This is a genomic window from Streptomyces hydrogenans (genome assembly GCF_014656075.1).
In the GTDB taxonomy this organism is placed as follows: Bacteria; Actinomycetota; Actinomycetes; order Streptomycetales; family Streptomycetaceae; genus Streptomyces; species Streptomyces hydrogenans.
Map to the genome: position 1 here is coordinate 39,918 of NZ_BNBS01000040.1, position 26,742 is coordinate 66,659.

Genomic DNA, 26,742 nt, shown 5'->3' on the forward strand with positions numbered 1-26,742 from the left:
TAGCCTGGCCCGATGCTTAATGAAGTGACGGCGACCCGCTACGTCACGCCCTTGCGCGAGGGCGGATCGCTCCCCGGGATCGTCGAGGCCGACGACCTCGGCACGTATGTCATGAAATTCACCGGCGCAGGACAGGGCCGCAAGACGCTGGTGGCCGAGGTGATCTGCGGGCAGCTCGCCCGACGGCTCGGGCTGCGCGTGCCGGAGCTGGTCACCATCCAGCTCGATCCGGTCATCGGGCTCTCCGAGCCCGACCAGGAGGTGCAGGAGCTGCTCAAGGCGAGCGGCGGGCTCAACCTGGGGATGGACTTCCTGCCCGGCTCGCTGGGCTTCGACCCGCTCGCGTACGAGGTCGACCCGGCGGAGGCCGGGAAGGTCGTCTGGTTCGACGCCGTGATCAACAACGTCGACCGGTCCTGGCGGAACCCGAACATGCTCGTCTGGCACGGCGACCTCTGGCTCATCGACCACGGCGCCACCATGATCTGGCACCACAACTGGCCGGGCGCCGCCGCCTCGGCCGCCAAGCCGTACGACGCCTCCGACCACGCCCTCGCCCCCTTCGGGCCGGACATCGCCTCGGCCGCCGCCGAACTCGCCCCGCTCGTCACCCGCGAGCTGCTCGACGAGGTGGCCGCCGACGTGCCCGACGAGTGGCTGGTGGACGAGCCCGGCTTCGACTCCACCGACGCCGTGCGCGCCGCGTACGTCGAGGCGCTGCTGCCGCGCGCCGCCACGATCCACGAGCGGATCACCCTCGGGCCGCGTACCGAGAGCCGCCCGCAGCAGCCGCCCGGCTGGCTCGCCGAGCGACTCGCCCCCCGGCCGCAGGCCACCGAGAACAGCAGCGACAAGGACAGCACCACGTGACCGACCGCGATGTCTTCGAGTACGCGCTGCTGCGCGTGGTGCCGCGCGTCGAGCGCGGCGAGTGCTTCAACGCGGGCGTGGTCGTCTACTGCCGCGCCCGGTCCTTCGTCGCCGCCCGCACCCACCTCGACGAGGCCAAGCTGGCCGCGCTCGACCCGGCGGCCGACGTCACCGGCGTCCGCGCGGCCCTGCGTGCCGTCGAGGGCGTCTGCCTGGGCGGGGACGCGGCCGGGCAGGCCGCGTCGGACGACGCGGGGCGGCGCTTCCGGTGGCTGATCGCGCCGCGCTCCACCGTGGTCCAGCCGGGCCCGGTGCACACGGGCCTCACCGGGGACCCCGAGGCCGAGGTGGAACGCCTCCTCGACCTCCTCGTGCGGTGACGCACCGCCTTGCGGGTGGTGACGTACAGCCTTCCGTGTCGTGACGTACCGGTGGCGTACGGCCTCCGGGGCGGCGGCGTACCGCCTCCCGGGCGTCGTGTGACGACGGAGTGACGGGGTGCACCCGGTGGGCCGTTGACACCGGGTGCCAGGGCTTCTAGCGTCTCGTCCAGCGGTCGATACTAAGCGGTCGCTCATGTCCCGGGGGAGAGCCCGGGAACCCCTGAGGGCGAGGAGAAGCAAGCATGTCCACCACCGAGCAGCGCGTAGCCGTCGTCACCGGTGCCGCACGGGGCATCGGCGCCGCCACCGCGATCCGTCTGGCGGCCGAGGGCCGCGCCGTCGCCGTCCTCGACCTCGACGAGGCGGCCTGCAAGGACACCGTCGAGAAGATCACCGCCGCGGGCGGCCGCGCCCTCGCGGTCGGCTGCGACGTCTCCGACGGCGCCCAGGTGGAGGCCGCGATCGCGCGCGTCGCCGAGGAGCTGGGCGCGCCGACGATCCTCGTCAACAACGCCGGCGTCCTCCGCGACAACCTGCTCTTCAAGATGTCCGAGGCCGACTGGGACCTCGTCATGAACGTGCACCTCAAGGGCGCGTTCCTGATGGCGAAGGCCTGTCAGAAGCACATGGTGGACGCGGGCTTCGGCCGGATCGTCTCGCTCTCCTCCTCCTCGGCGCTCGGCAACCGCGGCCAGGCCAACTACGCGGCCGTCAAGGCGGGCCTCCAGGGCTTCACCAAGACGCTGGCCAAGGAGCTGGGCAAGTTCGGCATCACCGCCAACGCGGTGGCCCCCGGCTTCATCGTCACCGAGATGACCGCCCAGACCGCCGAGCGCGTCGGCATGGGCTTCGAGGACTTCCAGGCCGCCGCCGCCTCCATGATCCCGGTCCAGCGCGTCGGCCGCCCCGAGGACGTCGCCAACGCGATCGCCTTCTTCGCGGGCGACGACGCCGGCTTCGTCTCCGGCCAGGTCATGTACGTGGCCGGCGGCCCGCTCAACTGACCCCGGCGCAGCGAGAGAAGGAGAGCGGAATGACCGCACAGCAGCCGCCGGAGCTCTCCGGCAGGGTCGCGCTCGTCACCGGCGCGAGCCGGGGCATCGGCTTCGGCATCGCGGAGGCGCTCGTCGCCCGCGGCGACCGGGTCGTCATCACGGGACGCGGCGAGGACGCCCTCAAGGAGGCCGTGGAGCGCCTGGGCGCCGACCGGGCCGTCGGTGTCGCGGGCAAGGCCCACGACACGGCGCACCAGGCCGCCGCCGTCGAGGCCGCGATGGACGCCTTCGGCCGCGTCGACCACCTGGTGAACAACGCCGGCACGAATCCGGTCTTCGGGCCCATCGCGGACCTGGACCTGGACGTGGCGCGAAAGGTCTTCGAGACGAATGTGGTCTCGGCGCTCGGATTCGCGCAGCGGACCTGGCACGCGTGGCAGAAGGAAAACGGCGGGACGATCGTGAACATCGCCTCCGTCGCCGGAATCTCCGCCTCTCCCTTCATCGGGGCGTACGGCGTGAGCAAGGCCGCCATGATCAATCTGACCCAGCAGCTGGCGCATGAATTCGCTCCGGTCGTCCGGGTCAATGCCATCGCCCCGGCGGTCGTGAAGACGAAATTCGCCCAGGCGCTCTACGAGGGCCGCGAGGCGGAGGCGGCCGCCGCCTACCCGATGGGCCGGCTCGGCGTGCCGGAGGACATCGGGGGCGCCGCGGCCTTCCTGACCTCGGACCAGTCGGGTTGGATCACCGGGCAGACGCTGGTCGTCGACGGCGGCATTTTCCTGAACGCCGGAGTCGGGTGACCGATAACCGGACACTCTCCGGATTTCCTGTCCGGATTGGCCCCGGTTGCCACTCGATCGTCTCAAGTGCCCCGTCGGGCTCGCCCATTGACCTGGCGGGGTACTGCGGTATCGTCGGCCGACCCCAGGCTGAACGAGGAGCGTGCACGTGTTCAACCGGACGAGTCTGCAGGCCGCTGCAGCCCTTGCGTCCATATCCCTGGTATCCGGATGCGGTGTTTTCTCGGATACCGAATCCGCCGGGGAGCAGAGGATCACCATCGGGACGACGAGTTCCCCCTCCACCCTCGATCCGGCGGCTTCCTGGGACAATTCCTGGGAGCTTTTCAGGAACGTCTACCAGACCCTGGTGAGCTTCCCGACCGGAACGACCACGCCGAAGCCCGACGCGGCCGAATGTAAATTCACGGACACGTCCAGCCGGGTCTTCGAGTGCACGCTCCTCGAAGGGCTGAAGTTCTCCAACGGCCACAAGCTCGACGCCAAGGCCGTGCAGCACTCGATCGAGCGCATCCGCACGATCGACGCCGAGGGCGGCCCCAACGGCATGCTGGGCTCGCTGGACTCCATCGAGACGGTCGGCGACCGTCAGATCGTCTTCAAGCTCAACAAGGCCGACGCGACCTTCCCCTTCGTCCTCGCCACCCCCGCGATGTCGATCGTCGACCCGGCCGAGTACCCCGCGGACAAGCTCCGCAAGGACGGCAAGATCGCCGGCTCCGGCCCGTACGTCCTGGACGGGTACGAGGAGCGCAAGCAGGCCGAGCTGACCCGCAACCCGAACTACAAGGGCTTCGCCGACCGCAAGAACGGCGGCGTGACCATCAAGTACTTCGACGACTCGGAGGCGATGGTCAAGGCGCTGCGCGCCGAGGAGATCGACGCCACCTACCGCGGTCTGACCGCGGAGGAGGTGACCTCCCTGGAGGAGGACAAGGACGAGAACAAGGGCCTCCAGCTCGTCGAGTCCACCGGCGCCGACATCCGCTACCTGGTCTTCAACACGGAGGACGAGTCCGTCGCCGACCCGGCCGTCCGCCGGGCCATCGCGCAGCTCGTCGACCGCGACGAGCTGGTCAGCAAGGTCTACCGCGGCACCGCCGAGCCGCTCTACTCGATGGTGCCCAAGGGAATCGCCGCCCACACCACCAAGTTCTTCGACACCTACGGCCACCCCGACAAGGCCAAGGCGAAGCAGATCCTGCGCAAGGCGGGCATCAAGGACAAGGTCGAGCTGAACTTCTGGTACACGACCGACCGGTACGGCTCCTCGACGGCCGCCGAGTTCACCGAGCTGAAGCGCCAGCTGGAGGAGTCCGGCCTCTTCAAGGTCACCGTCCAGGGCAAGCCGTGGACCGAGTACCAGGCCGCCTACCAGCAGGGCGAGTACCCCGTCTTCGGCCGTGGCTGGTTCCCCGACTTCCCGGACCCGGACAACTTCATCGCCCCCTTCCTGGGCAAGAAGAACGTGCTCGGCACCCCCTACCTGAGCCCGCGCATCACCGACGAGCTGCTGCCCAAGTCCCGCCGCGAGAGCGACCGCGGGGCCGTCACGGACGAGTTCGAGGAAGCGCAGTCGATCATGGTCGACGACGTCCGGCTGCTGCCGCTGTGGCAGGGCAAGCTGTACATCGCGGCCCGTGACGACATCGGCGGCGGCGAGCGCGCGCTCGACCCGCAGACCGTCATGCAGCTGTGGGAGCTGCACCGCCGGGCCAGCTGGTAGACGGCGGTACGGAGGGCTGCCGGGGCCCGTTGTCAGTGGGCCCCGGTAGGTTCCGTATCCGGAACTGCCGAACCACCGGAGGTTGTGGACCGTGACCGACATCAACATGCTGCCCGAGTCCTGGCGGGGCGTCCTCGGCGAGGAGCTGGACAAGCCGTACTTTGCGCAGCTCGCCGAGTTCGTCGAGCAGGAGCGGGCCGCCGGGCCGGTCTACCCGCCGAAGGACGAGGTCTTCGCGGCCCTCTCCGCCACCCCGTACGACAAGGTGAAGGTCCTGGTCCTCGGTCAGGACCCGTACCACGGCGAGGGGCAGGGCCACGGCCTCTGCTTCTCCGTCCGGCCCGGCGTGAAGACCCCGCCGTCGCTGCGGAACATCTACAAGGAGATGCAGGCCGAGCTGGGCCACCCGATTCCGGACAACGGCTATCTGATGCCGTGGGCCGAGCAGGGCGTCCTGCTGCTCAACGCGGTCCTGACCGTCCGCGCCGGCGAGGCGAACTCGCACAAGGGCAAGGGCTGGGAGAAGTTCACCGACGCCGTCATCACCGCCGTCGCCTCCCGGCCGGACCCCGCCGTCTTCGTCCTGTGGGGCAACTACGCGCAGAAGAAGCTGCCCCTGATCGACGAGGAGCGGCACATCGTGGTGAAGGGCGCGCACCCCTCGCCGCTGTCGGCGAAGAAGTTCTTCGGCTCGCAGCCGTTCACCCAGATCGACGCGGCCGTCGCCGCCCAGGGCCACGAGCCGATCGACTGGCGCATCCCCGACCTCGGCTGAGCCTCGGCGTGATCGGGGCCGCGGCCGGTTAGCGTCGGACCTCCACGCAGTGCGAGCGCCGGGAGGCCGCGGTGACCGAGCAGCAGCGGACATCGGACGAGGGGGTCCTGACCAGGATCGGGCAGGCCAGGATGCTGCTCCACGGCGGTGACCGGGAGGAGGCGCGCAACCGCCTCGGCGTCCTGTGGCAGCAGCTCGGCCCCGACGGGGACCCCCTGCACCGCTGCACCCTCGCCCACTACCTGGCGGACACCCAGGACGACCCGGACACCGAGCTGGCCTGGGACCTGCGCGCCCTGAGCGCCGCCGAGGGCCTGGAGGACGGGCGGCTCGTCGGCCACGACTCGGCCGCCGCCCTGCGGGCCCTCTACCCCAAGCTCCACCTCGACCTCGCCGCCGACTACGCCAAGCTGAGCCGCCCGGACGCGGCCCGGGCCCACCTGGAGCGGGCCCGGGCCGCCTCCGACGCGCTCGACGACGACCGGTACGGGATGGGGGTCAGGGCCGCGATCGAGCGGCTGGACCGGCGGCTGCGCGAAGGCTGACCGTCGCGCTCAGCGCGCGTACGCCCCCCGGCACAGCTCGGCCTGCACGCTCGCGGGGTCCCAGCCGCCGTACCGCTCGCCCAGGTCGCACACGTCCTTCCCGGTGACCGGCGGCGCCTGCCGCAGCTGCTCCGCCAGCCGCTCCAGCTCCTGGACGTCCGGCGCGGGAGGGGGCGACACCCGGGCCGCGGGCGGGGCGGGGGGCCGCGCGGTGGCGGGGGAGGAGGCTCGCGGCGCGGCGGTACGGGACGGGGCGGCGTGCCCGGTGGCGCGGCGGGCCTCGGCGCGCGGTGGGGCGGGGGTGGCGGAGGGCGACGGGAGGGCCGCTTCGAGCGCCTCCCGCGCCGGGCCCTGGAGGACGATCTGCGGTGCCACGTCGTGGGCGGGTCGTACGGGATCGGCGGCGGGCGCGGGGGACGTCGCGGGCGCCGGGGGCGGCCCGTCGACGGCCACGCACCCCGTCAGGGCGGCGGCGACGGCCGCTCCGACCAGGAGCTGCGCGGGGGTTCGGGTTCCATGCACCCGCGCCACTCTGCTGGTCCTGTGCCCGCCTTCGAACCCCTACCGGCGGGGAATGCCCCGCACGGGTGAGCGCCCGGTCACCCTCCTTGACCCGGCGGGCCGGTTCGGGGCCGCCCGGGAGGGCGCCCGGACGGCGTCGAGCCGGGAGGGCGGACGGGCGCGGGCGTCAGAGGCCGGCGCTGCCGTCGATGCGCTCGCGGAGGAGGTCGGCGTGGCCGTTGTGCCGGGCGTACTCCTCGATCATGTGGAGGTAGATCCAGCGCAGGTTGATGAGGTCGCCGGTGCGGTGGTGGGTGCCCGCGCCGAGGTCGTCGAGGGAGTGCTCCGCGGCCAGCTCGCGGGCGTGGGCGATCTCGGCCTGCCAGGTGGCGTACGCCTCCGCGTAGGTGTCGCCCTCGGTGGTGTGGATGTCCCGGTCGTGGTCCTCGTCGTCGGCGTAGAGCCACGTGGTCTCCTCGCCCGCGAGGACCTTGCGGAACCAGCCGCGCTCGACCTCGGCCATGTGGCGGACCAGGCCGAGCAGATTGAGCTCGGAGGGCGGGGCGGCGAGGGTGCGGAGCTGCTCGTCGGAGAGGCCCGCGCACTTCATCGCGAGGGTGACGCGATGGAACTCCAGCCACTGCTCCAGGGCCTGGCGCTCGCCCGTGGTGGTGGCCGGGTACACGCGCTCGGGTGCTTCGATGTGGTCGGTGGTCATATGGGGCATCGTGGCGGACGGCCGGGGACGGGCGCCAGCGGTTTAGCGTGACGCTCCGGTGAGCATTCCGCGCAGCAACTCGTCGAATCCGGTCCGCAGTTCCGCCCGGCTGGGCACGGCCGCGTGGAAGGAGCCGGCGGCGCAGGAGAACATCAGCCCCTCGCACCAGGCGATGACCGAGAGGGCGTGCCGCTCGGGCGCGGGCGAACCGGCGCCGCGCATCATCGCGGTCACCGGGTCGTGGAAGGCCGAGCCCGCCCGGTCGAAGAAGCCGCGCAGCTCGGGGCGGCGGGTCGCCTCCAGGGCCAGCTCGTAGCGGGAGACGAGGAGCGACCGGTGGTCGGTCAGATAGCGGTGCAGCGCGAGCGCGAGCGCGTCCGCGAGGACGCCGGGAGCCGCGCCGGGAGGCGGCAGCTCGTGCGGCGCGAGGACGCGGGCCTCGCGCTCGGCCTGGCGCCGGACCGCCGTCTCCAGGAGGGCCTGGCGGGTCCGCGCGTGGTTGGAGGTCGAGCCCTGCGGGAGTCCGGCGCGCTCGTCCACCGCGCGGTGGGTCAGCCCGCGCATCCCGCGTTCCACCAGCAGGTCGAGGGCCGCGTCGCCGATCCGCTCGGCGCGGGTCGGTGCGGGTTCCGGGGCCTGGGCGGGGGTGCGCGCGGTCATGGGGACAACCTACCTATCGCACCGAACTACACCTGTAGTACGGTCGTGAGGTCACCGGACTACAGCTGTAGTGCGGTGGCGGTGTCACGAGGACCGCGTCCGCGGTACGCGCGTGGCGTCCGCCGACCGCCGCCGGGGTGCCGAGACGAGGTCCGCCGCGTCACGGCACCGGTGCCGGTGGTCGCCGACGCCGTCCCCGACCGAGGGAGCAGTCATGTCACAGCACCGAGCCGTCGTCCTGGGAGCCGGCATCGGCGGCCTCACCGCCGCCGTCGCCCTCCACCGGCGCGGCTGGAGCGTCACCGTCCTCGAACGCGCCGCCGACCTCGCCCCCGTCGGCGCCGGCATCGGCCTCGCCCCCAACGCGCTGCGCGCCCTCGACACCCTCGGCCTCGGCGACCGCGTCCGGGAACTCGCCGCCTGGCAGGGCGACGGAGGGATGCGCTCCCCGGACGGGCGCTGGCTCGCCCGCACCGACGCCCGCGCCGCCGCCGCGCGCTTCGGCGACCCGCTGGTCCTCCTCCACCGCGCCACCCTCGTCGAGATCCTCACCTCCGCGCTCCCCGCGGACACGGTCCGCACCGGCGCGCCCGCCACGCTCACCGACCCCGGCGACGCGCGGACCCCCGCCCGCGTCACCACCCCCGACGGCACGCTGGAGGCCGAACTCGCCGTCGCCGCCGACGGGATCCGCTCCACCGCCCGCGCGGTGCTCTTCCCCGCCCACCCGGGCCCCCGCTACTCCGGCTGCACCACCTGGCGGCTCGTCGTCCCCGCCCCCGAGCGGCCCTTCGCCCCGCACGAGACCTGGGGCGCGGGCCGCATCTGGGGCACCCAGCCCCTCAAGGACGGGCGGATCTACGCGTACGCCATGGCCGCCGCGCCCGCCGGTGCCCACGCCCCCGACGACGAGCGCGCCGAACTCCTCCGGCTCTTCGGCGACTGGCACCGGCCGATCCCCGAGATCCTCGCCGCCGCCGACCCCGACCGGGTGCTGCGGCACGACGTCCACCACCTCACCGACCCGCTGCCCGCCCACCACCGGGGCCGTACGGCGCTGATCGGCGACGCGGCGCACGCGATGATGCCCACCCTCGGGCAGGGCGGGAACCAGGCCGTCGAGGACGCCGTCGTCCTGGCCCACCACGCCCGCGTCCCCGCCGCGTTCGACCCGGGCCCGGCCCTCGCCGCGTACACCGCCGACCGGCTGCCCCGCACCACCGCCCTGGTCCGCAAGGCGGCCCGCACCGGCTCCCTCACCCTGCTGTCGGCGCGCCCCGCCGTCGCCCTGCGCGACACGCTCGTGCGGACCGTCTCGCGCTTCGGGCCCGGCTTCGTCCTGCGCGGTTTCGACGGCATCGCCGACTGGCGCCCGCCGGTCGCCCCCGATCCGACACGCGTAAGCTGACCGGCGCGAACGGCCCCCGGACCACGGGCCGTCGGACCACCGCAGAGGGAGAGACCCCGTGAAGATCGGCTGCATCGGACTCGGCGACATCGCCCAGAAGGCGTACCTGCCCGTCCTCGCCACCCTCCCCGGGGTCGAACTCCACCTCCAGACCCGCACCCCCGCCACCCTGGACCGGGTCGCCGACACCTTCCACCTGCCCGCGACGCGCCGCCACCGGGACCTCGACTCCCTGCTCGGCGCCGGGCTCGACGCGGCCTTCGTCCATGCCTCCACCGCCGCGCACGCGGAGATCGCCGGCCGTCTCCTCGACGCCGGCGTGCCCACCTACGTCGACAAGCCGCTCGCCTACGAGTACGCCGACTCCGAGCGGATCGTCGAACTCGCCGAGAAGAGGGGCGTCTCGCTCGCCGTCGGCTTCAACCGGCGGCTCGCCCCCGGCTACGCCCAGTGCCTCGACCACCCGCGCGACCTGATCGTGCTCCAGAAGAACCGCATCGGCCTCCCCGAGGACCCGCGCACCTTCGTCCTCGACGACTTCATCCACGTCGTCGACACCCTCCGCTTCCTCCTCCCCGGCGAGGCCGACCACGTCGACGTCCGCGCGCGGGTCCGCGACGGCCTCATGCACCACGTGGTGCTCCAGCTCTCCGGCGACGGCTTCACCGCCCTCGGGATCATGAACCGCATGAACGGTTCCACCGAGGAGGTCCTGGAGGTGTCCGGCCAGGACACCAAGCGGCAGGTCGTCAACCTCTCCGAGATCATCGACCACAAGGGCCAGCCCAGCGTCCGCCGGCGCGGCGACTGGGTCCCGGTGGCCCGCCAGCGCGGCATCGAACAGGCCGTGCTCGCCTTCCTCGACGCCGTCCGGGACGGCACCGTCCTCAGCGCCCGGGACGCCCTGCTCACCCACGCCCTGTGCGAGCGCGTCGTCCGCGACGCCCTGGAGCAGGCCGCCTGAGCACGCCCGCGCCGGCGGCGGCGCACACCGCGCCGACCACGACGAACGCGCCGTACAGCGGCCAGTCGCCCCAGCGGGCGTAGACCGTCGTCGTCCCCGAGAGCGGCAGCTCCCGGACGACGGCCGTGCTCGCGTCCGTTGCGACGGGCGCTCCCACGCGCCGGCCGTCCGGGCCGTACGCGGCGCTGATCCCGGTCAGCGTCACGTGCGCGACCGGGCGCCCGGTCTCCGCGGCCCGCAGCGCCGCCAGCGAGGCATGTTGTGCGGGTGCCCAACCGTGCTGGAACGTGCTGGTCGCGGACTGGACCACGACCAGGTCCGCCCCGTCCCTGACCAGGCGCCGGCTCATGTCGGGGAAGGCGGACTCGAAGCAGACCAGCGGCCCGACCGTCAGCCCCGCTCCATTGGGCAGACGTATCACCACCGGCGCTGTGCCCCGGCGCCGGTCCTCCTCGGCGGCCTTGCCCACGGACGTCGCCCAGCCGAGCAGGCCCCGGGCCGGCACGTACTCGCCGAAGGGCACCAGCCGCATCTTGTCGTACCGGTCACCGGTCGGTCCGTCCGGCGTGAACAGCAGCGCGCTCTTGTAGATGCCGGGGCGGTCCGCCCGGCGCGCGTCCACGTTCACCAGGAGCGGCGCGTCGACCGTCCGCGCCAGCGCCGTCAGCCGCGCGGTGAGCGCGGGGTCGCCGGCCGGATCCCGGCCCACCCCGCTCTCGCCCCACACCACCAGGTCCAGCCGCTGCCCCGCGAGGCCCCGCGTCAGCTCCGCCGCCCTGTCGAGCCGCCGCGCGGCGCCCTCCGGCCCGTCGTACACCCCGGACTGCACCATCGCCACCCGCACCGAGCCCGCCGGGCGCGGCGCCCCGACGCCCCACGCGGCCGTCGCCGCCACCAGCGCGCAGGCGGCCAGCCCCGCGACCCCGACCGACCGCAGCCCCCGGGCGGCGAGCAGCAGAGCGACCGCCGTGTTCACCGCCACCACCAGCAGGCTCACCAGCCACACCCCGCCCACCGACGCGAGCCGCAGCGCCACCGGCACGTCCCACTGGCTCGCGCCCAACAGCCCCCACGGCCCGCCCAGCCCCTCCCACGACCGGACCAGCTCGATCAGCAGCCACCCCGACGGCACCGCGACCAGCGCGGTCGCCGCCCTCCGCGGACTCGGCGCCCCACCCAGCAGCGCCCGTACGAGCACGCCCCACGGCAGCCAGAGCAGCCCCAGCAGCACCGCCATCACCAGCAGGAAGACATGGACGCTCGGCAGCAGCCAGTGGTGCACCGCCAGCAGGAAACCGACGCCCCCGCACCAGCCGTCCAGCGCGGCCCGGCGCGCGCCCGGGGCCGTACGCACCAGCAGCAGCCAGGGCACGAGGCACACGTACGCCCACCACCACAGCCCGGGCGCGGGGAACGCGAGCGCGGGCAGCGCGCCGCACACGACCGCGAGCGGCGACCGCGCCCAGCCCGGCATCCGGCGCGGTGCCGGGGCCGCGTCCCGCACCGGTGCCCGCGCGGGGTCCGCGCACGAGGGGTTCCGCATGGCCTGCCTCCCGCCCGTCGCCTCCAGTCTGCGCCCGCCACGCGCGGCGGGGCCCGGTCAGGGGAGCCGGCGCCAGCGTTCCTCCACGACGACCGAGCGCAGCCGCCAGCCGTCGGTGGTGCGGCGCGCGGTGAAGGCGTACCGGCCGCCGCAGACGAAGTCGTCGCCGGAGGTCATCCGCATCGGGTTGACGTAGTCGGCGCGGACGTCGGCCGCGTCACCGGTCTCGGCGTAGCCGCCGGGACGGTGCAGGGTCACCCGGCGGTTGACGATCAGGTGCTGGCGTACGGGGAAGAGGCCCATCGTCCGCTCCAGCCAGTCGGCGACCTCGGGGGCCGGCCCCTCGATGCCGCCGGAACCGGAGTAGTCTGCCCGGCCGTCGGGGGTGAACAGGGCCCGGTAGGAGGTCCAGTCGGCGTCGTCCACGGCCGCCGCGTAACCGGTGACCAGGTCGTCGATGGCGAGCCGGTCCATCACGTTCGCGAGGTCCACGCGCTGCGTCATCGCCTCAGTGTCGGGCAGCGGGCGCGCGGCGCCAAGAGGCGTGCGCCCCCTGTCGCGTCCGCCCGGTCGCGCGGGGGGCCGCATACTGTCCGGATGCGCATCGACGTCGACCCCGCCCTGACCGACCCCACCGCCGTCTACCGGCTGCTGACGGCGACCGTCGTCCCCCGGCCGATCGCCTGGGTGTCCACGCGCTCCGCCGACGGCACGGACAACCTCGCCCCGCACTCCTTCTTCACCATCGCCTCGGTGGCCCCGCCGGTCGTGCAGTTCACCTCGGTCGGGCGGAAGGACTCGCTGCGCAACGTGGAGGAGACCGGCGAGTTCGTGGTGAACCTCGCCCCCGAGGGGCTCTTCGAGCAGATCAACGCGACGGCGACGAACTTCCCGCGCGGGACCAGCGAGTTCGACGCGTGCGGCGTGGAGCGCGAGCCGGGCCACCGGGTGAAGGTGCCGCGGGTGGCCGCGTCGCCGGTGGCCCTGGAGTGCGAGCTGCACAGCACGCTGCGGATCGGTGACTCGACCGTGGTCTTCGGCCGGGTCGTGCACGTCGCCGTGGACGAGGCCTACCTGACGGACGGGCACCCCGAGATCACCCGGATGCGCCCGCTGACCCGGCTGGGCAAGAACGAGTGGGGCACCCTCGGTGACGTACGGGAACTCGCCCGCGTTCCCTACCGGGGCTGAGAACGCCTCGGGGGCAGGTCCCGCGGGTGCGGGACCTGCCCCCGAGGGGTGCGCGGGCGGGGCCGTCAGCCGGCCGACTCGCCCGCGTGGGGGCTGAGGGTGTCCGTGCCGACCAGGATGAAGAGCAGGACGCCCAGCGCGATGCGGTAGTAGACGAACGGCATGAAGGACTTCGTGGTGATGAACTTCATGAACCAGGCGATCACCGCGTAGCCGACGCCGAAGGCGACGATCGTCGCGAAGATCGTCGGACCCCAGGAGACGTGACCGCCCTCGCCCGCGTCCTTCAGCTCGAAGACACCGGAGGCGAGGACGGCGGGGATCGCCAGGAGGAAGGAGTACCGGGCGGCGGACTCGCGGGTGTACCCCATGAGCAGACCGCCGGAGATGGTGGCGCCGGAGCGGGAGACGCCCGGGATGAGGGCCATCGCCTGGCAGAAGCCGTAGATCAGGCCGTCGCGGACGCCGAGGTCCTTGAGCGTCTTGCGCTCGCGGATGGCCCGGTGCCGGCCGCCGATCTCGTCGCGGGCGGCGAGCCGGTCGGCGACGCCGAGGACGATGCCCATCACGATGAGCGTGGTGGCGATCAGCCGCAGATCGCGGAAGGGGCCCTCGATCTGGTCCTTGAGCGTGACGCCGAGGACGCCGATCGGGATCGAGCCGACGATCACCAGCCAGCCCATCTGGGCGTCGTGGTCCGCGCGCATCGACTTGTCCGTCAGCGAGCGGAACCACGCCGTGACGATCCTCGCGATGTCCTTGCGGAAGTAGATCAGGACGGCGGTCTCGGTGCCGATCTGCGTGATCGCCGTGAAGGCCGCGCCCGGGTCCTCCCAGCCGGCGAAGGCCGCGGTGAGCCGGAGGTGCGCGCTGGAGGAGATGGGAAGGAACTCCGTCAGCCCCTGGACGAGTCCGAGGATGAACGATTCGAACCAACTCATGGGGCTTGGGCCGTCCCGGTATGTACGTGTGCGGTCAGAAGGTCGAGCGCAGCGTACCCCCCCAAGGTGACGTGTTCGTGATCAGGTCGCGTCGTCGGCGGGGCCCGCAGGAGGCGGGTCTCCGGGGCGGGCGGAGGCCGGGCGACCGGCGCGGGGCGGGTGGGGGCGGCGGCCGGTCCGGGGCGCGTCGGGGCGGTGGCCGGATCGAGCCGAGGGGCGGCCGGATCGTGTCGAGGGGCGGCCGGTCCCCGTCGGGCGGTGTGGGAAGGGGCGGATGGCCGGTTCTTGGTCGTGGCCGGCTGGTTCGTGGTGCGGTGGGGTGGGACGGGGTGCCGTCGGCTTCGTGGTGCGGTGCGGTGGGGTGCCGTCGGCCGGTTCAGGCCGTGTCGGTGTCCGGGCCCGTGGTGGTCCAGCCCGGTGTGCGGACGTCGGCGCTCAGGCTCGCGCGGTCGGCCTCGCCGCCGCAGTGGGCGCAGACGACGACGGGGCTGAGGGGCGCGCCGCACCGGTGTTCCAGGACGACGGGCCGGTCGTCGGCGTTGAGGTGGCGGTCGCCCCAGGCCATCAGGGTCAGGAGGACCGGCTGGAGTTCCTGGCCGGCGGGCGTGGCCCGGTACTCGTACCGCGGCGGCCGCTCGCTGTACGCCACCTTCTCCAGGACACCCGCCTCGACCAGGCGGTTCAGCCGCGCGGTGAGGACGTCGCGGGGCGCTCCTGTGTTGCGCGCGATGCGGTCGAAACGGTGCACGCCGAGGGAGACCTCGCGCAGCACGAGCAGCGCGTACTTCTCGCCGACGAGCGCGAGCGTGTCGGCGATGGAGCAGGGGCGGGCGGCGGCCTTCATGGGGCCAGGGTAGTCGCATCAGGCCGAGAGGGTTTGAAAGCCCAACCCGCTGGGCTATGTTACCCACGGGTATAGGTTTGATTTCCCAACCCACACCTCTCCGCTGATCCGATCCCTCCATCACCCGGGAGCGCGCCATGCGTGACGCCGTCGTCGTCGAAGCCGTCCGGACCCCGATAGGCAAGGGCAAGCCCGGCGGCGCCCTCGCCCACGTCCACCCCGTAGCCCTCCTCTCCCACACCCTCCGCGCGCTCGTCGACCGCAGCGGCATCGACCCGGCCCTCGTCGACGACGTGATCGGCGGCACCGTCGACCAGGTCGGCGAGCAGGCCATGAACACCACGCGGTACGCCTGGCTCGGCGCCGGCCTGCCCGAATCCGTCCCCGCCACCACCGTCGACCGCCAGTGCGGCTCCTCCCAGCAGGCAGTCCACTTCGCCGCCCAGGGCGTGCTCTCCGGCGCGTACGACATCGCCGTCGCCTGCGGCGTCGAGTCCATGAGCCGCGTCCCCATGTGGTCCAACGTGCCGCCGGGCGCCGACCCCTTCGGCCCCGGCGTCGCGGCCCGCTACCCCGACGGACTCGTCCCGCAGGGCGTCAGCGCCGAACTGATCGCGGCCAAGTGGTCGCTCGGGCGCTCCGCCATGGACGAGTTCGCCGCCGCCTCGCACCGGAAGGCCGCCCGCGCCTGGGAGGCGGGGCTCTTCGACGGCGAGGTCGTGCCGTACGAGGACGTGCGCCGTGACGAATCGGTCCGCCCCGGCACCACCCCCGAGATCCTCGCCGGCCTCCGCCCCGCCTTCGAGGACCCCGGCTTCGGCGAACGGTTCCCGCAGATCGACTGGTCCGTCACCGCCGGCAACAGCAGCCCCGTCAACGACGGCGCCTCCGCCGTCCTGGTCATGGCCGCCGACACCGCCCGCGCGCTCGGCCTGCGGCCGCTCGCCCGCCTGCACTCCTTCGCCGTCACCGGCTCCGACCCGCTGCTCATGCTCACCGGCGTCATCCCCGCCACCGAGAAGGTGCTCCGCCGAGCGGGCCTCGACCTCGCCGACATCGACCTCTTCGAGATCAACGAGGCCTTCGCGAGCGTCGTCCTCGCCTGGAGTCAGGAGACCGGCGCCGACCCCGCCAAGGTCAACGTCCACGGCGGCGCGATCGCCCTCGGCCACCCCCTCGGCGCCAGCGGCACCCGCCTCACCACCACCCTGGTCCACGCCCTGCGCGCCCGCGGAGCCCGCTACGGCCTCCAGGCGATGTGCGAGGCCGGAGGACTCGCCAACGCGATGATCGTCGAGGCGCTCTAGCGGGCACCCTGGGAGGCGGGCAGCGGAACCGGCGCGGGTACGGGGACCGGCGCGGGCGCGGACGGGCGGCGGAGCGCGTGCCGCTTCCGCCAGGCCACGACCGCCGCGCCGAGCCCCGAGAGCACGATGAACCCCGCGGAGATCAGGAACGCCGGGGAGCCCGGCTCGCCCGCCTGGGCCCCGGCCACCACGTACGCGGCCGTGTTCGGCACCGTACCGATCGCCGTCGCCAGCAGGAACGGCACGTACCCCATGCGGGAGACGGCCGCGCAGTAGTTGGCGGCGGCGAACGGCACGCCGGGGAAGAGCCGGATCGCCAGCATCGACCGGAAGCCGTGCCGACTGAGCTGTCCGTCCGCCGCCAGGAGCCACCGCCCCTTGAGCAGCGGCCGCAGCGCGTCCTGGCCCAGCGTCCGGCCCAGCGTGAACGAGATCCCCGCGCCCAGGACCGTGCCCGCGACCGCCGCCGTCAGCCCGTACGCCGAGCCGAACAGCGCTCCCGCCGCCAGGTTCAGCACCGGGCGCGGCACGAAGGCCGCCGTGCACAGCCCGTACGCCAGGCCGAACAGCATCACCGCGCCGGCGCCGCCCGTCTGCGGCCACCCCGAGGCGAGCAGGCGCTGTGGCTCGTAGAGCACGACCAGCGTGGCGGCGGTCAGCAGGACGAGCGCGAGCAGCGCGAGCCGCGACCAGGGCGAGAGCAGGGCCCGGGAGCAGCGGGCGGCGAACGGGTCCGTCGGCCGGGGCACGGGTGCGAGCATCCCGGGAGAGTAACGGAGACCTCCGTATGATCGCCGTAATGTGCGCCATGTCCGACCCCGGTCACCCACCCCTCGACACCCCTGCGCCGCCTCCGTACGACGGCCCTGGGCCGGATTCGTACGACGGCCCTGGGCCGGATTCGTACGACGGTCCCCGGCCGGATTCGTACGACGAGGTGCCGGAGAGCGAGCTCGCCGACACCGTCATGGGGCGGCTCACCACGCTCTACCCCGCAGCCGGGAACCCCTTCCGGGCGCAGGAGATGGTCGCGTACATGAGGGGCGTCGCGCCCTTCCTCGGGATCCGGACGCCGGAGCGCCGCGCCCTCTCCCGTACCGTCCTCGACGGGACACCCCGGCCCGGCGAGGACGACTGCGCGGCGATCGCGCTGCGCTGCTTCGCCCTCCCCGAGCGCGAGTACCACTACTTCGCCGTCGACTACCTGCGCCGACACGTGAAGCGCTGCTCGTCGGACTTCCTGCCCGTCGCCCGGCGGCTCGTGCGGACCGTCTCCTGGTGGGACACCGTCGACCACCTCGCCGCCCACGTCGTCGGCGGGCTCGTCGCAGCCGATCCCGCGCTCGGCAGAGAGATGGACGCGTGGATCGACGACGCGGACCCGTGGACCGCCCGGACCGCGCTCCTCCACCAGCTGCGGTTCAAGGAGGACACGGACGCCGACCGGCTCTTCGCGTACTGCCTGCGACGCGCCGCCGACACCGACTTCTTCCTCCGGAAGGCGATCGGCTGGAGCCTGCGCGAATACGCCAAGACCGCCCCGGGCGAGGTGCGGTCCTTCGTCGCGGACAACCGTTCCCTCTTCTCCCCGCTCTCCGTCCGCGAGGCCCTCAAGCATCTGTGACCCACCCCGCCGACGCCCGCGTCCGGCTGCTGCGCCAGACTCGGGCCATGGCTGACGCGACGGGTGGGGCGGGCAAGGGCAGGACGGCACTCGTACTCGGGGCGGGCGGGCTCGTCGGCGCCGCCTGGGAGACCGGGATCCTCCACGGGCTCGCCGAAGCGGGCGTGGACCTCTCCGACGCCGATCTGGTCGTCGGCAGCTCCGCCGGCGCCGTCGTCGGCGCCCTCCTCACGGCCGGTACGAGCCCCCTCGCCGAGCTGTACGCGCGCCGGCTCGACGGCGCGGACACCGAACCGGCCGTCCGCTTCGGCGCGGCCACCCTCTTCCGCTACACCCTCGCCGTGCTCGCCTCCCGCACCCCTGAGGCGTACGGGCGCAAGCTCGGCCGGCTCGCCCTGCGCGCCCGCACCGTCGACGAGGCGACCCGGCGGGCGACCGTGGCGCGGCGCCTCGGCGACCTCGCCGACTGGCCGGCCGGCGGGCGCCTGCGGATCACCGCCGTCGACGCGGAGACCGCGGCGCTCGGAGTCTTCGACGGCGGCGCCGACGCCGGCGGTCCGGGCGCTCCCGGCGGCCTCGGCGCGGTCGGGCCGGTCGACGCGGTGACCGCCAGTTGCGCGATCCCCGGGGCCTGGCCGCCGGCGAGCCTCGCCGGCCGCCGCTGGATCGACGGCGGCATCCACTCCACCGCCAACGCGCACCTCGCCGCCGGCTGGGAGCGGGTGGTCGTCGTCGCGCCCAACGCGCTGGGCAACCGGGCCGTGCACTCCCCGGCCCGGCAGGCCGCCGACCTCACCGCCGCCGGCGCGCGCGTCGAGGTGATCACGCCCGACGCGGACGCGAAGGCGGTCATCGGCGGCCGCGCGCTCGACCCCGCCCGGCAGGGCGCCGCAGCCCGTGCCGGACGCGCCCAGGCCGCCGCGCCCGCGGAGGCCGTCGCCGCCGTGTGGACGGGCTGACGGCGTTGACGAGCCGGCGGCGTTGACGGGCCGGCAGCCCGCACCGCTGACGGGCATGGCGCGAGCAGGTCCTGTGCGGTTGCACAATGAGGGGGTGAACGAGCAGATCCCCGTCCTGCGCGAGGTCGACCACGGCACCGCGCGTCTCATGCCCGACGTGGACCGGGAGCGGGCCTGGCTCCTCACGGTCGACGGCGCACCGCAGTCGTACGTCGACCTCGACGCCCCCGACCACCTGGAGTTCGAGTACGCCCGCCGGCTCGGGCACGTCGTCGACGGCGCCGCCGGCGAGGGCGCGCCGCTGGAGGTGCTGCACCTCGGCGGCGGAGCGCTCTCGCTGCCCCGGTACGTCTCCGTCACCCGGCCCGGTTCGCGCCAGGACGTCGTCGAGGCGGACGGCGGACTCGTCGCGCTGGTCGCCGAACACCTGCCGCTCCCGGAGGGCTCCGGTGTGACCGTGCACACCGCCGACGCGCGCGCCTGGCTGGAGTCGGCGCCCGCCGCCTCGGCCGACCTGATCGTCGGCGACGTCTTCGGCGGCTCGCGCGTCCCGGCGCACCTCACCTCCCTCGCGTACGCGCGCGAGGTGCGACGGGTGCTGCGCCCCGGCGGGATCTACGCGGCCAACCTGGCCGACGGGGCGCCCTTCGGCTTCCTCCGCGGCCAGCTCGCCACCTTCGGCGCGGTCTTCCCCGAACTGGCGCTGGTCGCGGAACCCGCGGTGCTGCGCGGCCGCCGGTTCGGGAACACGATCCTGGTCGCCTCCGACGCGCCCCTCGACCTCCCGGGCCTCACCCGTCGCGCCGCCGGGGACGCCTTCCCCGCGCGCGTCGAGCACGGGGAGGCGCTGGCGCGGTTCACCGGGAAGGCCGTCCCGGTGGACGACGCCGAGGCGGTGGGGTCACCCGTTCCGCCCGAGGGCGCCTTCGGCATCGGGTGACGTGCCCTGCGCGGGTACGGCGCCCCCCGGCGTCGTCGCCCGCTCCCCGGGCGACGCGCCCGCCCCCGTACCGGCGTCGCCCTTCGTCGTAAGGCCGTGCGGACGCCGGGTCATGTGACGGACGTCGGGGACGAGCAGGACGAGGGCGGTGACCACGGTCATCAGGACGACAGCGCCCCACAGGGACGCCGTCCGGCCGAACGCGGTCTCGGCCGGGCCCGCGAGGGCGGTCGACAGCGGCAGCAGGGCGGTGGAGCCGAACCAGTCGTAGGCGGAGACCCGGGACAGCTTCTCCTCCGGGATCTCCTGGTGCATCGTCGTCATCCAGGAGACGCCGAAGATCTCCATCGCCACACCGCTGACGAACATCACCAGGGTGAGGCCGACCGCGTGCAGGGGGATGGCGAGCGCCGCCGAGGGCAGCGCGATGGGGAAGACGCCCAGGGTGCCGACGAGGAGCATCCGGCGCGGCTTCCACCGGGTCATCAGGACGGCGCCGGCGACCGTGCCCACGCCGTAGCCGGCGAGCGCGATGCCCCAGGGGCGGGCGCCGCCGAGTTCGTCCCGGGCGACCAGGGGTCCGTACACCGCCTCGACCGCGCCGATGAGGGCGACCACGACCGAGAACTGGGCGACGATCGACCACAGCCACGGGCGGCCGATGAACTCCTGCCAGCCCTCGCGCAGATCGGCGAAGAGCCCGCCGCCGGGCTTGCGGTCCGGGATGCCGCTGACGTCGAGGAAGGCCCGCAGGGCGCCCGCCACGGCGAAGGCGGCGGCGTCCACGGCGAGGACCCAGCCGGGGCCGACGAAGGCGACGAGCGCGCCGCCGAGCGCGGCGCCGCCGATGCCCGCGCCGTGCATCGCCATCCGGTAGAAGGCGAAGGCGCGGCTCGCCTGTTCGCCCGTGACGCTGGACATGAGCATGCCCTCGGCCGCCGGGTTGAAGAAGGCCTGGCCGGTGCCGCAGAGCCCGGTGAGCACCATCATCTGCCAGAGCTCGGCGGTGCCGGAGAGCACGAGGGCGGCGAAGACGGCCTGGGAGACGAAGTTGAGGGCGTTGGCCGCGACCATCACCCGGTGCCGGGGGATGCGGTCCGCCACCGCGCCGCCTATGAGCAGGAAGAGGACCAGCGGCAGGAAGCGCGCCATCGCGACCAGGCCCACGTCGCCCGCGTCGCCGCCGGACTCGAAGACGGCCCAGGTGGTGGCGATGAGGGCGCCGTGGGCGCCGAGGCTCGTCACGATGGTGGAGGCCGTGAGCAGCACGTAGTTGCGCCCGGCCCACTCGGGGCGGCGGGCGGCGCGGGGGGAGGCGGAGCGTTTCGTCACTCCGGGACTATCCCCGGCGCCTCCCCTTCCTGCCAAACCGAATACCGGACGGATCGCTCCGACCGGCCTCCGCCGCGGGGGTCAGGAGCTCTCGCTGAGCCGCACCGTGGAGAGGATCTTCCGGATCGTCGCGTCCGGCAGCTCGTCCTTCACGCCGTCGGCCGCGTAGAGCACGAAGGTCGAGAAGTCGTTCTTGGCGTTGAGGAAGGTGAAGGCGATCGACTTGCCGTCGGTGTCGCACTTGTTGCGCTTCTTCACGCCCGGGGCGGTGGCCGTGGCCATGCTGCCCTTGAGGCCGGACGCCGTGGTGTACGGGGCGGCCTTGCTGATCCTGATGGTCTTCTCCGGCATGTGCTGGGCGAACGCGGCCCACACCCACATGCCCGCCTGGCCGCGCGCGGCGGAGTCGGTGTCCTTCGCGCCCTGGTTGCCCTTGGTGCCGGCGCCGGCCAGGCCCGAGTACTCGGGGCGGCCGTTCTTGTCGGAGTCGACGGCGCACCACTCGCTCTTGAGGTCGGCGGGCCCGGACATGACGACGAGGGGGCTGCCGTCGCCCTTCTCGGCGTCCTCGAAGCCCACGCTCATGGTGGGCTTGCCGACCTCCCACTCCGGCGGGACGTCGAAGAGGGTGCCGTACGTCGGGTTGTGGACGACCTTCCAGCCGGGGATCGTCGGCTCGAACTCCTGGCTGTCGCGCGGGTTCTCGAGCTCGGTGGTCGGAGCCTCGGAGGGCTCGCCGGACGCCGACTCCGACGCGGACGCGTCGGGGCCGGGGGCCGAGGAACTGGTGGCGGGCTTGTCGGCGACGTCCTTCTTGTCGTCGTCGCCCATGACGAGGAAGGCGGTCACGCCGCCCGCGACGACCACGGCCGTGGCGGCCACGATCGCGATGAGCGTCGTCCGCTTCCGTCCGCCGCCGCCCGGCCCCTGCGGCGGGGTGCCGCCGGGCACCTGGTACTGCGGCACGGTCGGCTGCTGGTACGGGTTCGGCTGCGCGTATCCCTGCTGCGGCCAGCCCTGCGGGGGCTGGCCGGGCGCCTGCGGGTAACCGCCCTGCTGCGGGAACGCCGGCTGCGTCGGCTGCTGGTACGGGTTCGGCTGCTGGTACCCCGGCTGCTGGTACGGGTTCTGGTTCTGGTCCTGCGGGTTCTGCTCGCCCCCGGGCGGCTGCTGTCCTGGCCACATGGGCCGTAACGATAGAGGGGTCGTGTCGACCCGGCCATGCCCGGGCCCGCCGGGGGCGCCGCGCGGCACCGGCGCCCGGTGCCGTACGTACCCGTCGCCCGGTGCCGTACGTACCCGTCGCCCGGTCCCGCGCGTCCCCACCGACCGCCTCCCGCGCGTTCCCGTCCTCCGCCCCCGTACGGCCGCGCCGGCCGCCCTCCCCCAGAGGCATGGCCAAGGCTTCTACTCACGGGTAACATCACGGTCCATGAGCGCAGACCACAAGTCCGTCGGCGAGATGCTCGCCGCCACGGTCCCCATGGCCGGAACCCTCAACCTGGAGTTCCTGGAGACCACCGCCGAGCGCGCCGTCGTGCGCCTGCCCGACCAGCCCGCCTACCACAACCACGTGGGCGGCCCGCACGCCGGAGCGATGTTCACCCTCGCCGAGTCCGCCAGCGGCGCCATCGTCCTCGCGGCCTTCGGCGACCAGCTCGGCCGTGCCGTGCCGCTCGCCGTCAACGCCGAGATCGCGTACAAGAAGCTCGCCATGGGCGTCGTCACCGCGACCGCCACCCTCGGCCGCCCGGTCGCCGACGTCGTCGCCGAGCTCGACGCCGGGCAGCGCCCCGAGTTCCCGGTCCGCATCGACATCACCCGCGAGGACGGCGCCGTCACCGGCGAGATGACCGTCCTGTGGACCCTGAGGCCCAACGACTTCGGCAAGTGAGCCGCCACCGGCCGGTCCACGCGCGCGTGGACCGGCCGGTCGGCTCCGGAGCCGGGTTCCCCCGCCCCCGCACCCCCCTTCGGGTGCGGGGGCGGTCGCGTCCCGGGGCGGCGCCCCGGAAGCGGAAGCGGCGTCCCGCACACTGCGCACAGGGGCCGGACCCGCCGTGCGGGTCGGGAGACCGGGGTCGTACGCTCCCGGGCGTCCGTCGCGCCGGGCCGTGCCGCCCGGCCGCACGCCGTACCGGGCGACCGGGACGGTGCCGCGGGACGCACGCCGTACCGGAAGACCGGGACGGTGCCCGCGGGGACGCACGCCGTGCCGGCCCCTCCCGGGCCGGCGCAGCAGGCGGCCGACCGGCCGCTCCGAGGAGCCGCGCGTGCCCGACGAGACCACGACCCCCGACCACTCCGGTGCCCCCGCCGGCGCCGCCCCCGGTGAACCCCGCCGGGGCCTCGCGCGCGTGCGGGGCGTCCGGCTCAGGCTGTCCCGGCGGGCCCTGCTGCTCGCCGTCGCGGGCGGCGCCGCCGTCGCGGGTACGACCGCGTTCGCCCGGGGCACCGCCCACGCCGCCGGCACGGCCCCCGCCGCTCCACCGGCCGCACCCGCCCCACCGGCACCTCCGGGCAGCCGCGTCGACAACCTGCTCGCCCGCCTCACCCTGGACGAGAAGGTCTCCCTCCTCCACGGGGCCCCCGACCCCGCGAGCCTCGGTCAGGCCGGCCACGTCCCGGGAGTGCCCCGGCTCGGGATCCCGCCCCTGCGCCTCGCCGACGGGCCCGCCGGCATCCGCGTGCGCCGCACCGCGACCGCCCTGCCCGCCCCCGTGATGCTCGCCGCCGCCTTCGACCCCGGCCTCGCCCGCGCCTACGGACGCGTCCTCGGCCGGGAGGGCCGCGCCCTCGGCCAGGACGTCCTGCTCGCGCCGATGGTCAACCTCATCCGCACCCCCTACGCGGGACGGAACTTCGAGACCTTCTCCGAGGACCCGCTCCTCTCCGCCGACCTGGTCGCCGAACTCGTCCGCGGCGTGCAGGCCGAGGGACTCGTCGCCACCGTCAAGCACTTCGCCCTCAACAACCAGGAGCGCGACCGCGACTCCGTCGACGTCCGCGCCGACGACCAGACCGCCCACGAGACCGAACTGCGCGGCTTCGAAGCGGCCGTCGCGGCCGGCGCCGGAGCCGTCATGGCCGCGTACAACAAGGTCGGCGGCGTCCACGCCGCCGAGAGCGCCGACCTGCTCACCGCAGTGCTCCGCGAGCGCTGGGGCTTCGACGGCTGGGTCATGAGCGACTGGGACGCCGTCCACACGACCGCCGGGGCGCTCACCGCGGGGCTCGACATGGAGATGCCGGGCGGCGCCCGCTACGGCGCCCCGCTCCGCGAGGCGGTCCGCGACGGCCGGATCCCCGAGGCCGCCGTCGACCGGGCCGTACGCCGCGTCCTGTCCGTACGCGACCGGCTCGGCCTCCTCGACGAGGCGCCCGCCCCGAGGCCCGAGAGGGACGCCGCCTCCGGGGCGCGGCTCGCGCTCCGGGTGGCCACCGCCGGTGCGACCTTGCTCCGCAACGAGGGGGCCGCCCTGCCGCTCACCGGCGCCGCGGCCCGGTCGCTCGCGGTGATCGGCCCGACCGCCGCCGTTCCCTTCGTCAGCGGCGGCGGCAGCGCGCACGTCGTCCCCGACGCCGCAGCCCGCCCCCTCGACACCCTCCGCACGCGCGCGGGTGCCGGGGCCACCGTCACCCACGCCACCGGCGAGGACCTCTTCGGCCGCCGCCTGCCGCCGCTGGTCCCCGCACTCGACCTCGACGGCGTCGGTGTCGCGGCCGGCGCGGCCTGGAGCCGTACCGCCACCCTCACCACGGCCGAGGCCGACGAGTGGACCTTCCTCGTCCACTACAGCGGCACCCGGCCCACCGTCACCCTCGACGGCACCGAACTCTTCCCCGTCCGCCAGGGCGTCGCCGAGTACTTCGCCGGCGGTCTCCTCGCCGCCGCCCCCGACGGCCTCGCCGTCCGCCGCGTCACCCTGCGGCTGGCCGCCGGGGACCACACGCTCGCCGTCACCGCCCACGGCGGCACGGACGGGCAGCTCTTCCGGCTCCGCGCGGTCTCCGGCGCCGACCGGGCCGCCGACCTGGCCGAGGCCGTGCGCCACGCGCGCGTGGCGGAGGCCGTCGTCCTCTTCGCCTACGAGGACGCCACCGAGGGGCAGGACCGGACGAGTCTCGCGCTCCCCGGGCACCAGGAGGCCCTCATCGAGGCGGTGACGGCCGTCAACCCGCGGACGACCGTCGTCCTCAACACCTCGTCGGCCGTCACCATGGGGTGGCTGGAACGCACCGCCGCCGTCCTCCAGATGTACTACCCCGGGCAGGAGGGCGCCGCCGCGACGACCGCCGTGCTCTTCGGCGACGCCGACCCCGGCGGCCGCCTCACCCAGACCTTCCCGGCCGCCGAGGACCGTCATCCGACGGCGGGCGACCCGCGCCGCTACCCGGGACGCGACGGGATCGAGGAGTACTCCGAGGGGGTCCACACCGGCCACCGCTGGTACGAGAAGGAGGGCGTCGCCCCGCTCTTCCCCTTCGGCCACGGCCTGTCGTACACGACCTTCGCGTACGAGGACCTCACCGCCGGTCCCGCGACGGGTGACGCCGGCGGCGTCGACGTCACCTTCACCGTCCGCAACACCGGCCCGCGCGCCGGCGCCGACGTCGCCCAGGTCTACCTCGGCCCCTCGCCGGACCTGACCGCGCGCGGCATCGACCAGCCCCGCTCGCTCCTCGCCGGCTACCGGCGCCTGGAACTCGCCGCGGGGGAGCGGCGCCGCGTCACCGTCCACCTGACCTCCCGCACCCTCTCGTCCTGGTCCGGCGCCGCCGCGGGCTTCGTCCTCGGCACGGGGCGCCGACGGCTGCGCGTCGGCAGGTCGGCCGCGGACCCCGGGCTCGTCGCCGCAGTCGAAGTCCGTTCGAGTTGACCGGGTAGGCTGCCCCGGCGCGCCCGACGCGGGGCGCGCCACCGCAGCGGTCCGCGACCGGGGCCGCGCCGGCACAACGGGAGGAACCCGCGTTGCACGTCCAGGAGTGGCTGGAGACGATCCCGCCCGTCGCCATCTACGCGCTGGTGGGGGTGGTGATCGGACTGGAGAGCCTCGGCATCCCGCTGCCCGGCGAGATCGTCCTCGTCAGCTCGGCCCTGCTCGCCTCGCAGCACGGCGACATCAACCCGTACGTGCTCGGCGGCTGCGCCACCGCCGGTGCGATCATCGGAGACTCGATCGGGTACGCCATCGGCCGCAGGGGAGGCCGTCCGCTGCTCGCCTGGCTCGGCGGCAAGTTCCCCAAACACTTCAGCGAGGCGAACATCGCCCTCGCCGAACGCTCCTTCCAGAAGTGGGGCATGTGGGCGGTCTTCTTCGGCCGCTTCATCGCGCTCCTGCGGATCTTCGCCGGGCCGCTCGCGGGCGTCCTGAAGATGCCGTACTGGAAGTTCCTCACCGCCAACGTCCTCGGCGGCATCCTGTGGGCGGGCGGCACCACCGCCGTCATCTACTCCGTCGGCATCGTCGCCGAGGCGTGGCTGAAGCGGTTCTCCTGGCTGGGCCTGGTGCTCGCCGTGCTCATCGGCATCACCTCGATGCTCGTCATCAAGAACCGTGCCAAGAAGATGGCCGCGGAGACGGAGGCGCAGCGACAGCCGGAGGGCCCGCGGGAGCCGGTCACGGCGGACTGAGACGCGCGGCGCGTCCGTACGGACGCGGCCGGTGACATGACGGAGGGCGGTGCCCGGGACCAGGTCCCGGGCACC

Annotated in this window: 27 protein-coding genes; 17 read left to right on the plus strand and 10 right to left on the minus strand. The window is 74.1% G+C overall.

Translation table 11 applies throughout. The features are described from left to right. Positions 1-12 precede the first annotated feature (12 nt). The 7 genes from IE321_RS18700 to IE321_RS18730 all read left to right on the plus strand — a co-directional run bounded on the left by IE321_RS18700 (position 13) and on the right by IE321_RS18730 (position 6,100). Entirely contained in the window at positions 13-870 is an 858-nt protein-coding gene (locus tag IE321_RS18700; protein WP_051842641.1) for a HipA family kinase, read from the plus strand. Beyond that, positions 867-1,250 carry a DUF3037 domain-containing protein gene (locus IE321_RS18705; RefSeq protein ID WP_043229412.1) on the plus strand — a complete coding sequence of 128 codons (384 nt, stop codon included), beginning with the start codon at positions 867-869 and terminating at the stop codon, positions 1,248-1,250. The genes IE321_RS18700 and IE321_RS18705 overlap by 4 nt, the downstream gene beginning before the upstream one ends. Positions 1,251-1,495: 245 nt before the next feature. Beyond that, positions 1,496-2,257: a 3-oxoacyl-ACP reductase FabG gene (fabG, locus tag IE321_RS18710; RefSeq protein ID WP_043229411.1), complete on the plus strand. Its 762-nt coding sequence runs from the start codon at positions 1,496-1,498 to the stop codon at positions 2,255-2,257. 29 nt (positions 2,258-2,286) lie between these two features. Continuing rightward, positions 2,287-3,054 (plus strand): SDR family oxidoreductase, encoded by a 768-nt coding sequence (locus IE321_RS18715; RefSeq protein ID WP_043229410.1) that lies wholly within the window; start codon positions 2,287-2,289, stop codon positions 3,052-3,054. Between the two features lie 148 nt (positions 3,055-3,202). After that, positions 3,203-4,780 carry an ABC transporter substrate-binding protein gene (locus IE321_RS18720; protein ID WP_190223765.1) on the plus strand — a complete coding sequence of 526 codons (1,578 nt, stop codon included), beginning with the start codon at positions 3,203-3,205 and terminating at the stop codon, positions 4,778-4,780. 91 nt (positions 4,781-4,871) lie between these two features. Beyond that, positions 4,872-5,555 carry a uracil-DNA glycosylase gene (gene ung, locus IE321_RS18725; protein WP_043229406.1) on the plus strand — a complete coding sequence of 228 codons (684 nt, stop codon included), beginning with the start codon at positions 4,872-4,874 and terminating at the stop codon, positions 5,553-5,555. A 71-nt stretch (positions 5,556-5,626) separates the two neighbouring features. Continuing rightward, positions 5,627-6,100, plus strand: a complete 474-nt coding sequence (locus IE321_RS18730; protein ID WP_190223766.1) for a hypothetical protein — start codon at positions 5,627-5,629, stop codon at positions 6,098-6,100. 9 nt (positions 6,101-6,109) lie between these two features. Here the strand turns inward: IE321_RS18730 and IE321_RS18735 are convergent, their stop codons facing one another. The 3 genes from IE321_RS18735 to IE321_RS18745 all read right to left on the minus strand — a co-directional run bounded on the left by IE321_RS18735 (position 6,110) and on the right by IE321_RS18745 (position 7,979). Further along, entirely contained in the window at positions 6,110-6,622 is a 513-nt protein-coding gene (locus IE321_RS18735) for a hypothetical protein (RefSeq protein ID WP_229916447.1), read from the minus strand. Positions 6,623-6,788: 166 nt separating this feature from the next. Then, complete coding sequence (locus IE321_RS18740) at positions 6,789-7,328, minus strand: DinB family protein (RefSeq protein ID WP_107063194.1); 540 nt, start codon at positions 7,326-7,328, stop codon at positions 6,789-6,791. A gap of 33 nt (positions 7,329-7,361) precedes the next feature. Then, positions 7,362-7,979 carry a TetR/AcrR family transcriptional regulator gene (locus tag IE321_RS18745; protein ID WP_190223768.1) on the minus strand — a complete coding sequence of 206 codons (618 nt, stop codon included), beginning with the start codon at positions 7,977-7,979 and terminating at the stop codon, positions 7,362-7,364. A gap of 214 nt (positions 7,980-8,193) precedes the next feature. On the opposite strand from IE321_RS18745, the gene IE321_RS18750 reads away from it, so the two are divergent. Both IE321_RS18750 and IE321_RS18755 read left to right on the plus strand, forming a co-directional pair. Continuing rightward, entirely contained in the window at positions 8,194-9,387 is a 1,194-nt protein-coding gene (locus tag IE321_RS18750) for an FAD-dependent monooxygenase (protein WP_190223769.1), read from the plus strand. Between the two features lie 58 nt (positions 9,388-9,445). Beyond that, positions 9,446-10,351, plus strand: coding sequence for a Gfo/Idh/MocA family protein (locus tag IE321_RS18755; RefSeq protein WP_043223312.1), 906 nt, complete (start codon positions 9,446-9,448; stop codon positions 10,349-10,351). Here IE321_RS18755 and lnt read toward each other — a convergent pair. Further along, a complete protein-coding gene (gene lnt, locus IE321_RS18760; protein WP_190223770.1) occupies positions 10,296-11,894 on the minus strand; it encodes an apolipoprotein N-acyltransferase in 1,599 nt (532 codons plus the stop codon). The two genes, IE321_RS18755 and lnt, sit on opposite strands and share 56 nt — an antisense overlap. Before the next feature lie 57 nt (positions 11,895-11,951). Next, complete coding sequence (locus IE321_RS18765; RefSeq protein WP_190223771.1) at positions 11,952-12,398, minus strand: nuclear transport factor 2 family protein; 447 nt, start codon at positions 12,396-12,398, stop codon at positions 11,952-11,954. Positions 12,399-12,491: 93 nt separating this feature from the next. Here IE321_RS18765 and IE321_RS18770 point away from each other — a divergent pair, with 93 nt between their 5' ends. Then, entirely contained in the window at positions 12,492-13,085 is a 594-nt protein-coding gene (locus IE321_RS18770; protein ID WP_190223772.1) for a flavin reductase family protein, read from the plus strand. Between the two features lie 65 nt (positions 13,086-13,150). Here the strand turns inward: IE321_RS18770 and IE321_RS18775 are convergent, their stop codons facing one another. Further along, the gene (locus tag IE321_RS18775; protein WP_043223323.1) at positions 13,151-14,026 is read right to left on the minus strand and encodes an undecaprenyl-diphosphate phosphatase; all 876 of its coding nucleotides are present in this window, start codon (positions 14,024-14,026) and stop codon (positions 13,151-13,153) included. Between the two features lie 376 nt (positions 14,027-14,402). Next, positions 14,403-14,870: a winged helix-turn-helix transcriptional regulator gene (locus IE321_RS18780; protein WP_043223327.1), complete on the minus strand. Its 468-nt coding sequence runs from the start codon at positions 14,868-14,870 to the stop codon at positions 14,403-14,405. A gap of 137 nt (positions 14,871-15,007) precedes the next feature. On the opposite strand from IE321_RS18780, the gene IE321_RS18785 reads away from it, so the two are divergent. Next, the gene (locus tag IE321_RS18785) at positions 15,008-16,177 is read left to right on the plus strand and encodes a thiolase family protein (protein ID WP_190223773.1); all 1,170 of its coding nucleotides are present in this window, start codon (positions 15,008-15,010) and stop codon (positions 16,175-16,177) included. On the opposite strand, the gene IE321_RS18790 is transcribed toward IE321_RS18785, so the two are convergent. Further along, on the minus strand, positions 16,174-16,938 hold the full coding sequence (locus IE321_RS18790) for a TVP38/TMEM64 family protein (protein ID WP_190223774.1): 765 nt from the start codon (positions 16,936-16,938) through the stop codon (positions 16,174-16,176). The genes IE321_RS18785 and IE321_RS18790 overlap by 4 nt on opposite strands. Positions 16,939-17,144: 206 nt before the next feature. Here IE321_RS18790 and IE321_RS18795 point away from each other — a divergent pair, with 206 nt between their 5' ends. The 3 genes from IE321_RS18795 to IE321_RS18805 all read left to right on the plus strand — a co-directional run bounded on the left by IE321_RS18795 (position 17,145) and on the right by IE321_RS18805 (position 19,700). Continuing rightward, positions 17,145-17,801 carry a DNA alkylation repair protein gene (locus IE321_RS18795; RefSeq protein ID WP_226651924.1) on the plus strand — a complete coding sequence of 219 codons (657 nt, stop codon included), beginning with the start codon at positions 17,145-17,147 and terminating at the stop codon, positions 17,799-17,801. 47 nt (positions 17,802-17,848) lie between these two features. Next, positions 17,849-18,760, plus strand: coding sequence for a patatin-like phospholipase family protein (locus IE321_RS18800; RefSeq protein WP_190223775.1), 912 nt, complete (start codon positions 17,849-17,851; stop codon positions 18,758-18,760). A 94-nt stretch (positions 18,761-18,854) separates the two neighbouring features. Then, the gene (locus IE321_RS18805) at positions 18,855-19,700 is read left to right on the plus strand and encodes a spermidine synthase (protein ID WP_190223776.1); all 846 of its coding nucleotides are present in this window, start codon (positions 18,855-18,857) and stop codon (positions 19,698-19,700) included. Here the strand turns inward: IE321_RS18805 and IE321_RS18810 are convergent. Beyond that, complete coding sequence (locus IE321_RS18810) at positions 19,662-21,032, minus strand: MFS transporter (protein ID WP_190223777.1); 1,371 nt, start codon at positions 21,030-21,032, stop codon at positions 19,662-19,664. The two genes, IE321_RS18805 and IE321_RS18810, sit on opposite strands and share 39 nt — an antisense overlap. An 81-nt stretch (positions 21,033-21,113) precedes the next feature. Beyond that, entirely contained in the window at positions 21,114-22,217 is a 1,104-nt protein-coding gene (locus tag IE321_RS18815) for a DUF8017 domain-containing protein (protein WP_190223778.1), read from the minus strand. Positions 22,218-22,464: 247 nt separating this feature from the next. Here IE321_RS18815 and IE321_RS18820 point away from each other — a divergent pair, with 247 nt between their 5' ends. The 3 genes from IE321_RS18820 (at position 22,465) to IE321_RS18830 (ending at position 26,667) form a co-directional block, all read left to right on the plus strand. Continuing rightward, the gene (locus IE321_RS18820) at positions 22,465-22,926 is read left to right on the plus strand and encodes a DUF4442 domain-containing protein (RefSeq protein WP_190223779.1); all 462 of its coding nucleotides are present in this window, start codon (positions 22,465-22,467) and stop codon (positions 22,924-22,926) included. A 379-nt stretch (positions 22,927-23,305) separates the two neighbouring features. Continuing rightward, positions 23,306-25,912, plus strand: coding sequence for a beta-glucosidase family protein (locus tag IE321_RS18825; RefSeq protein ID WP_229916448.1), 2,607 nt, complete (start codon positions 23,306-23,308; stop codon positions 25,910-25,912). A 92-nt stretch (positions 25,913-26,004) separates the two neighbouring features. Beyond that, positions 26,005-26,667, plus strand: coding sequence for a DedA family protein (locus IE321_RS18830; protein WP_043223344.1), 663 nt, complete (start codon positions 26,005-26,007; stop codon positions 26,665-26,667). Positions 26,668-26,742: the final 75 nt, after the last annotated feature.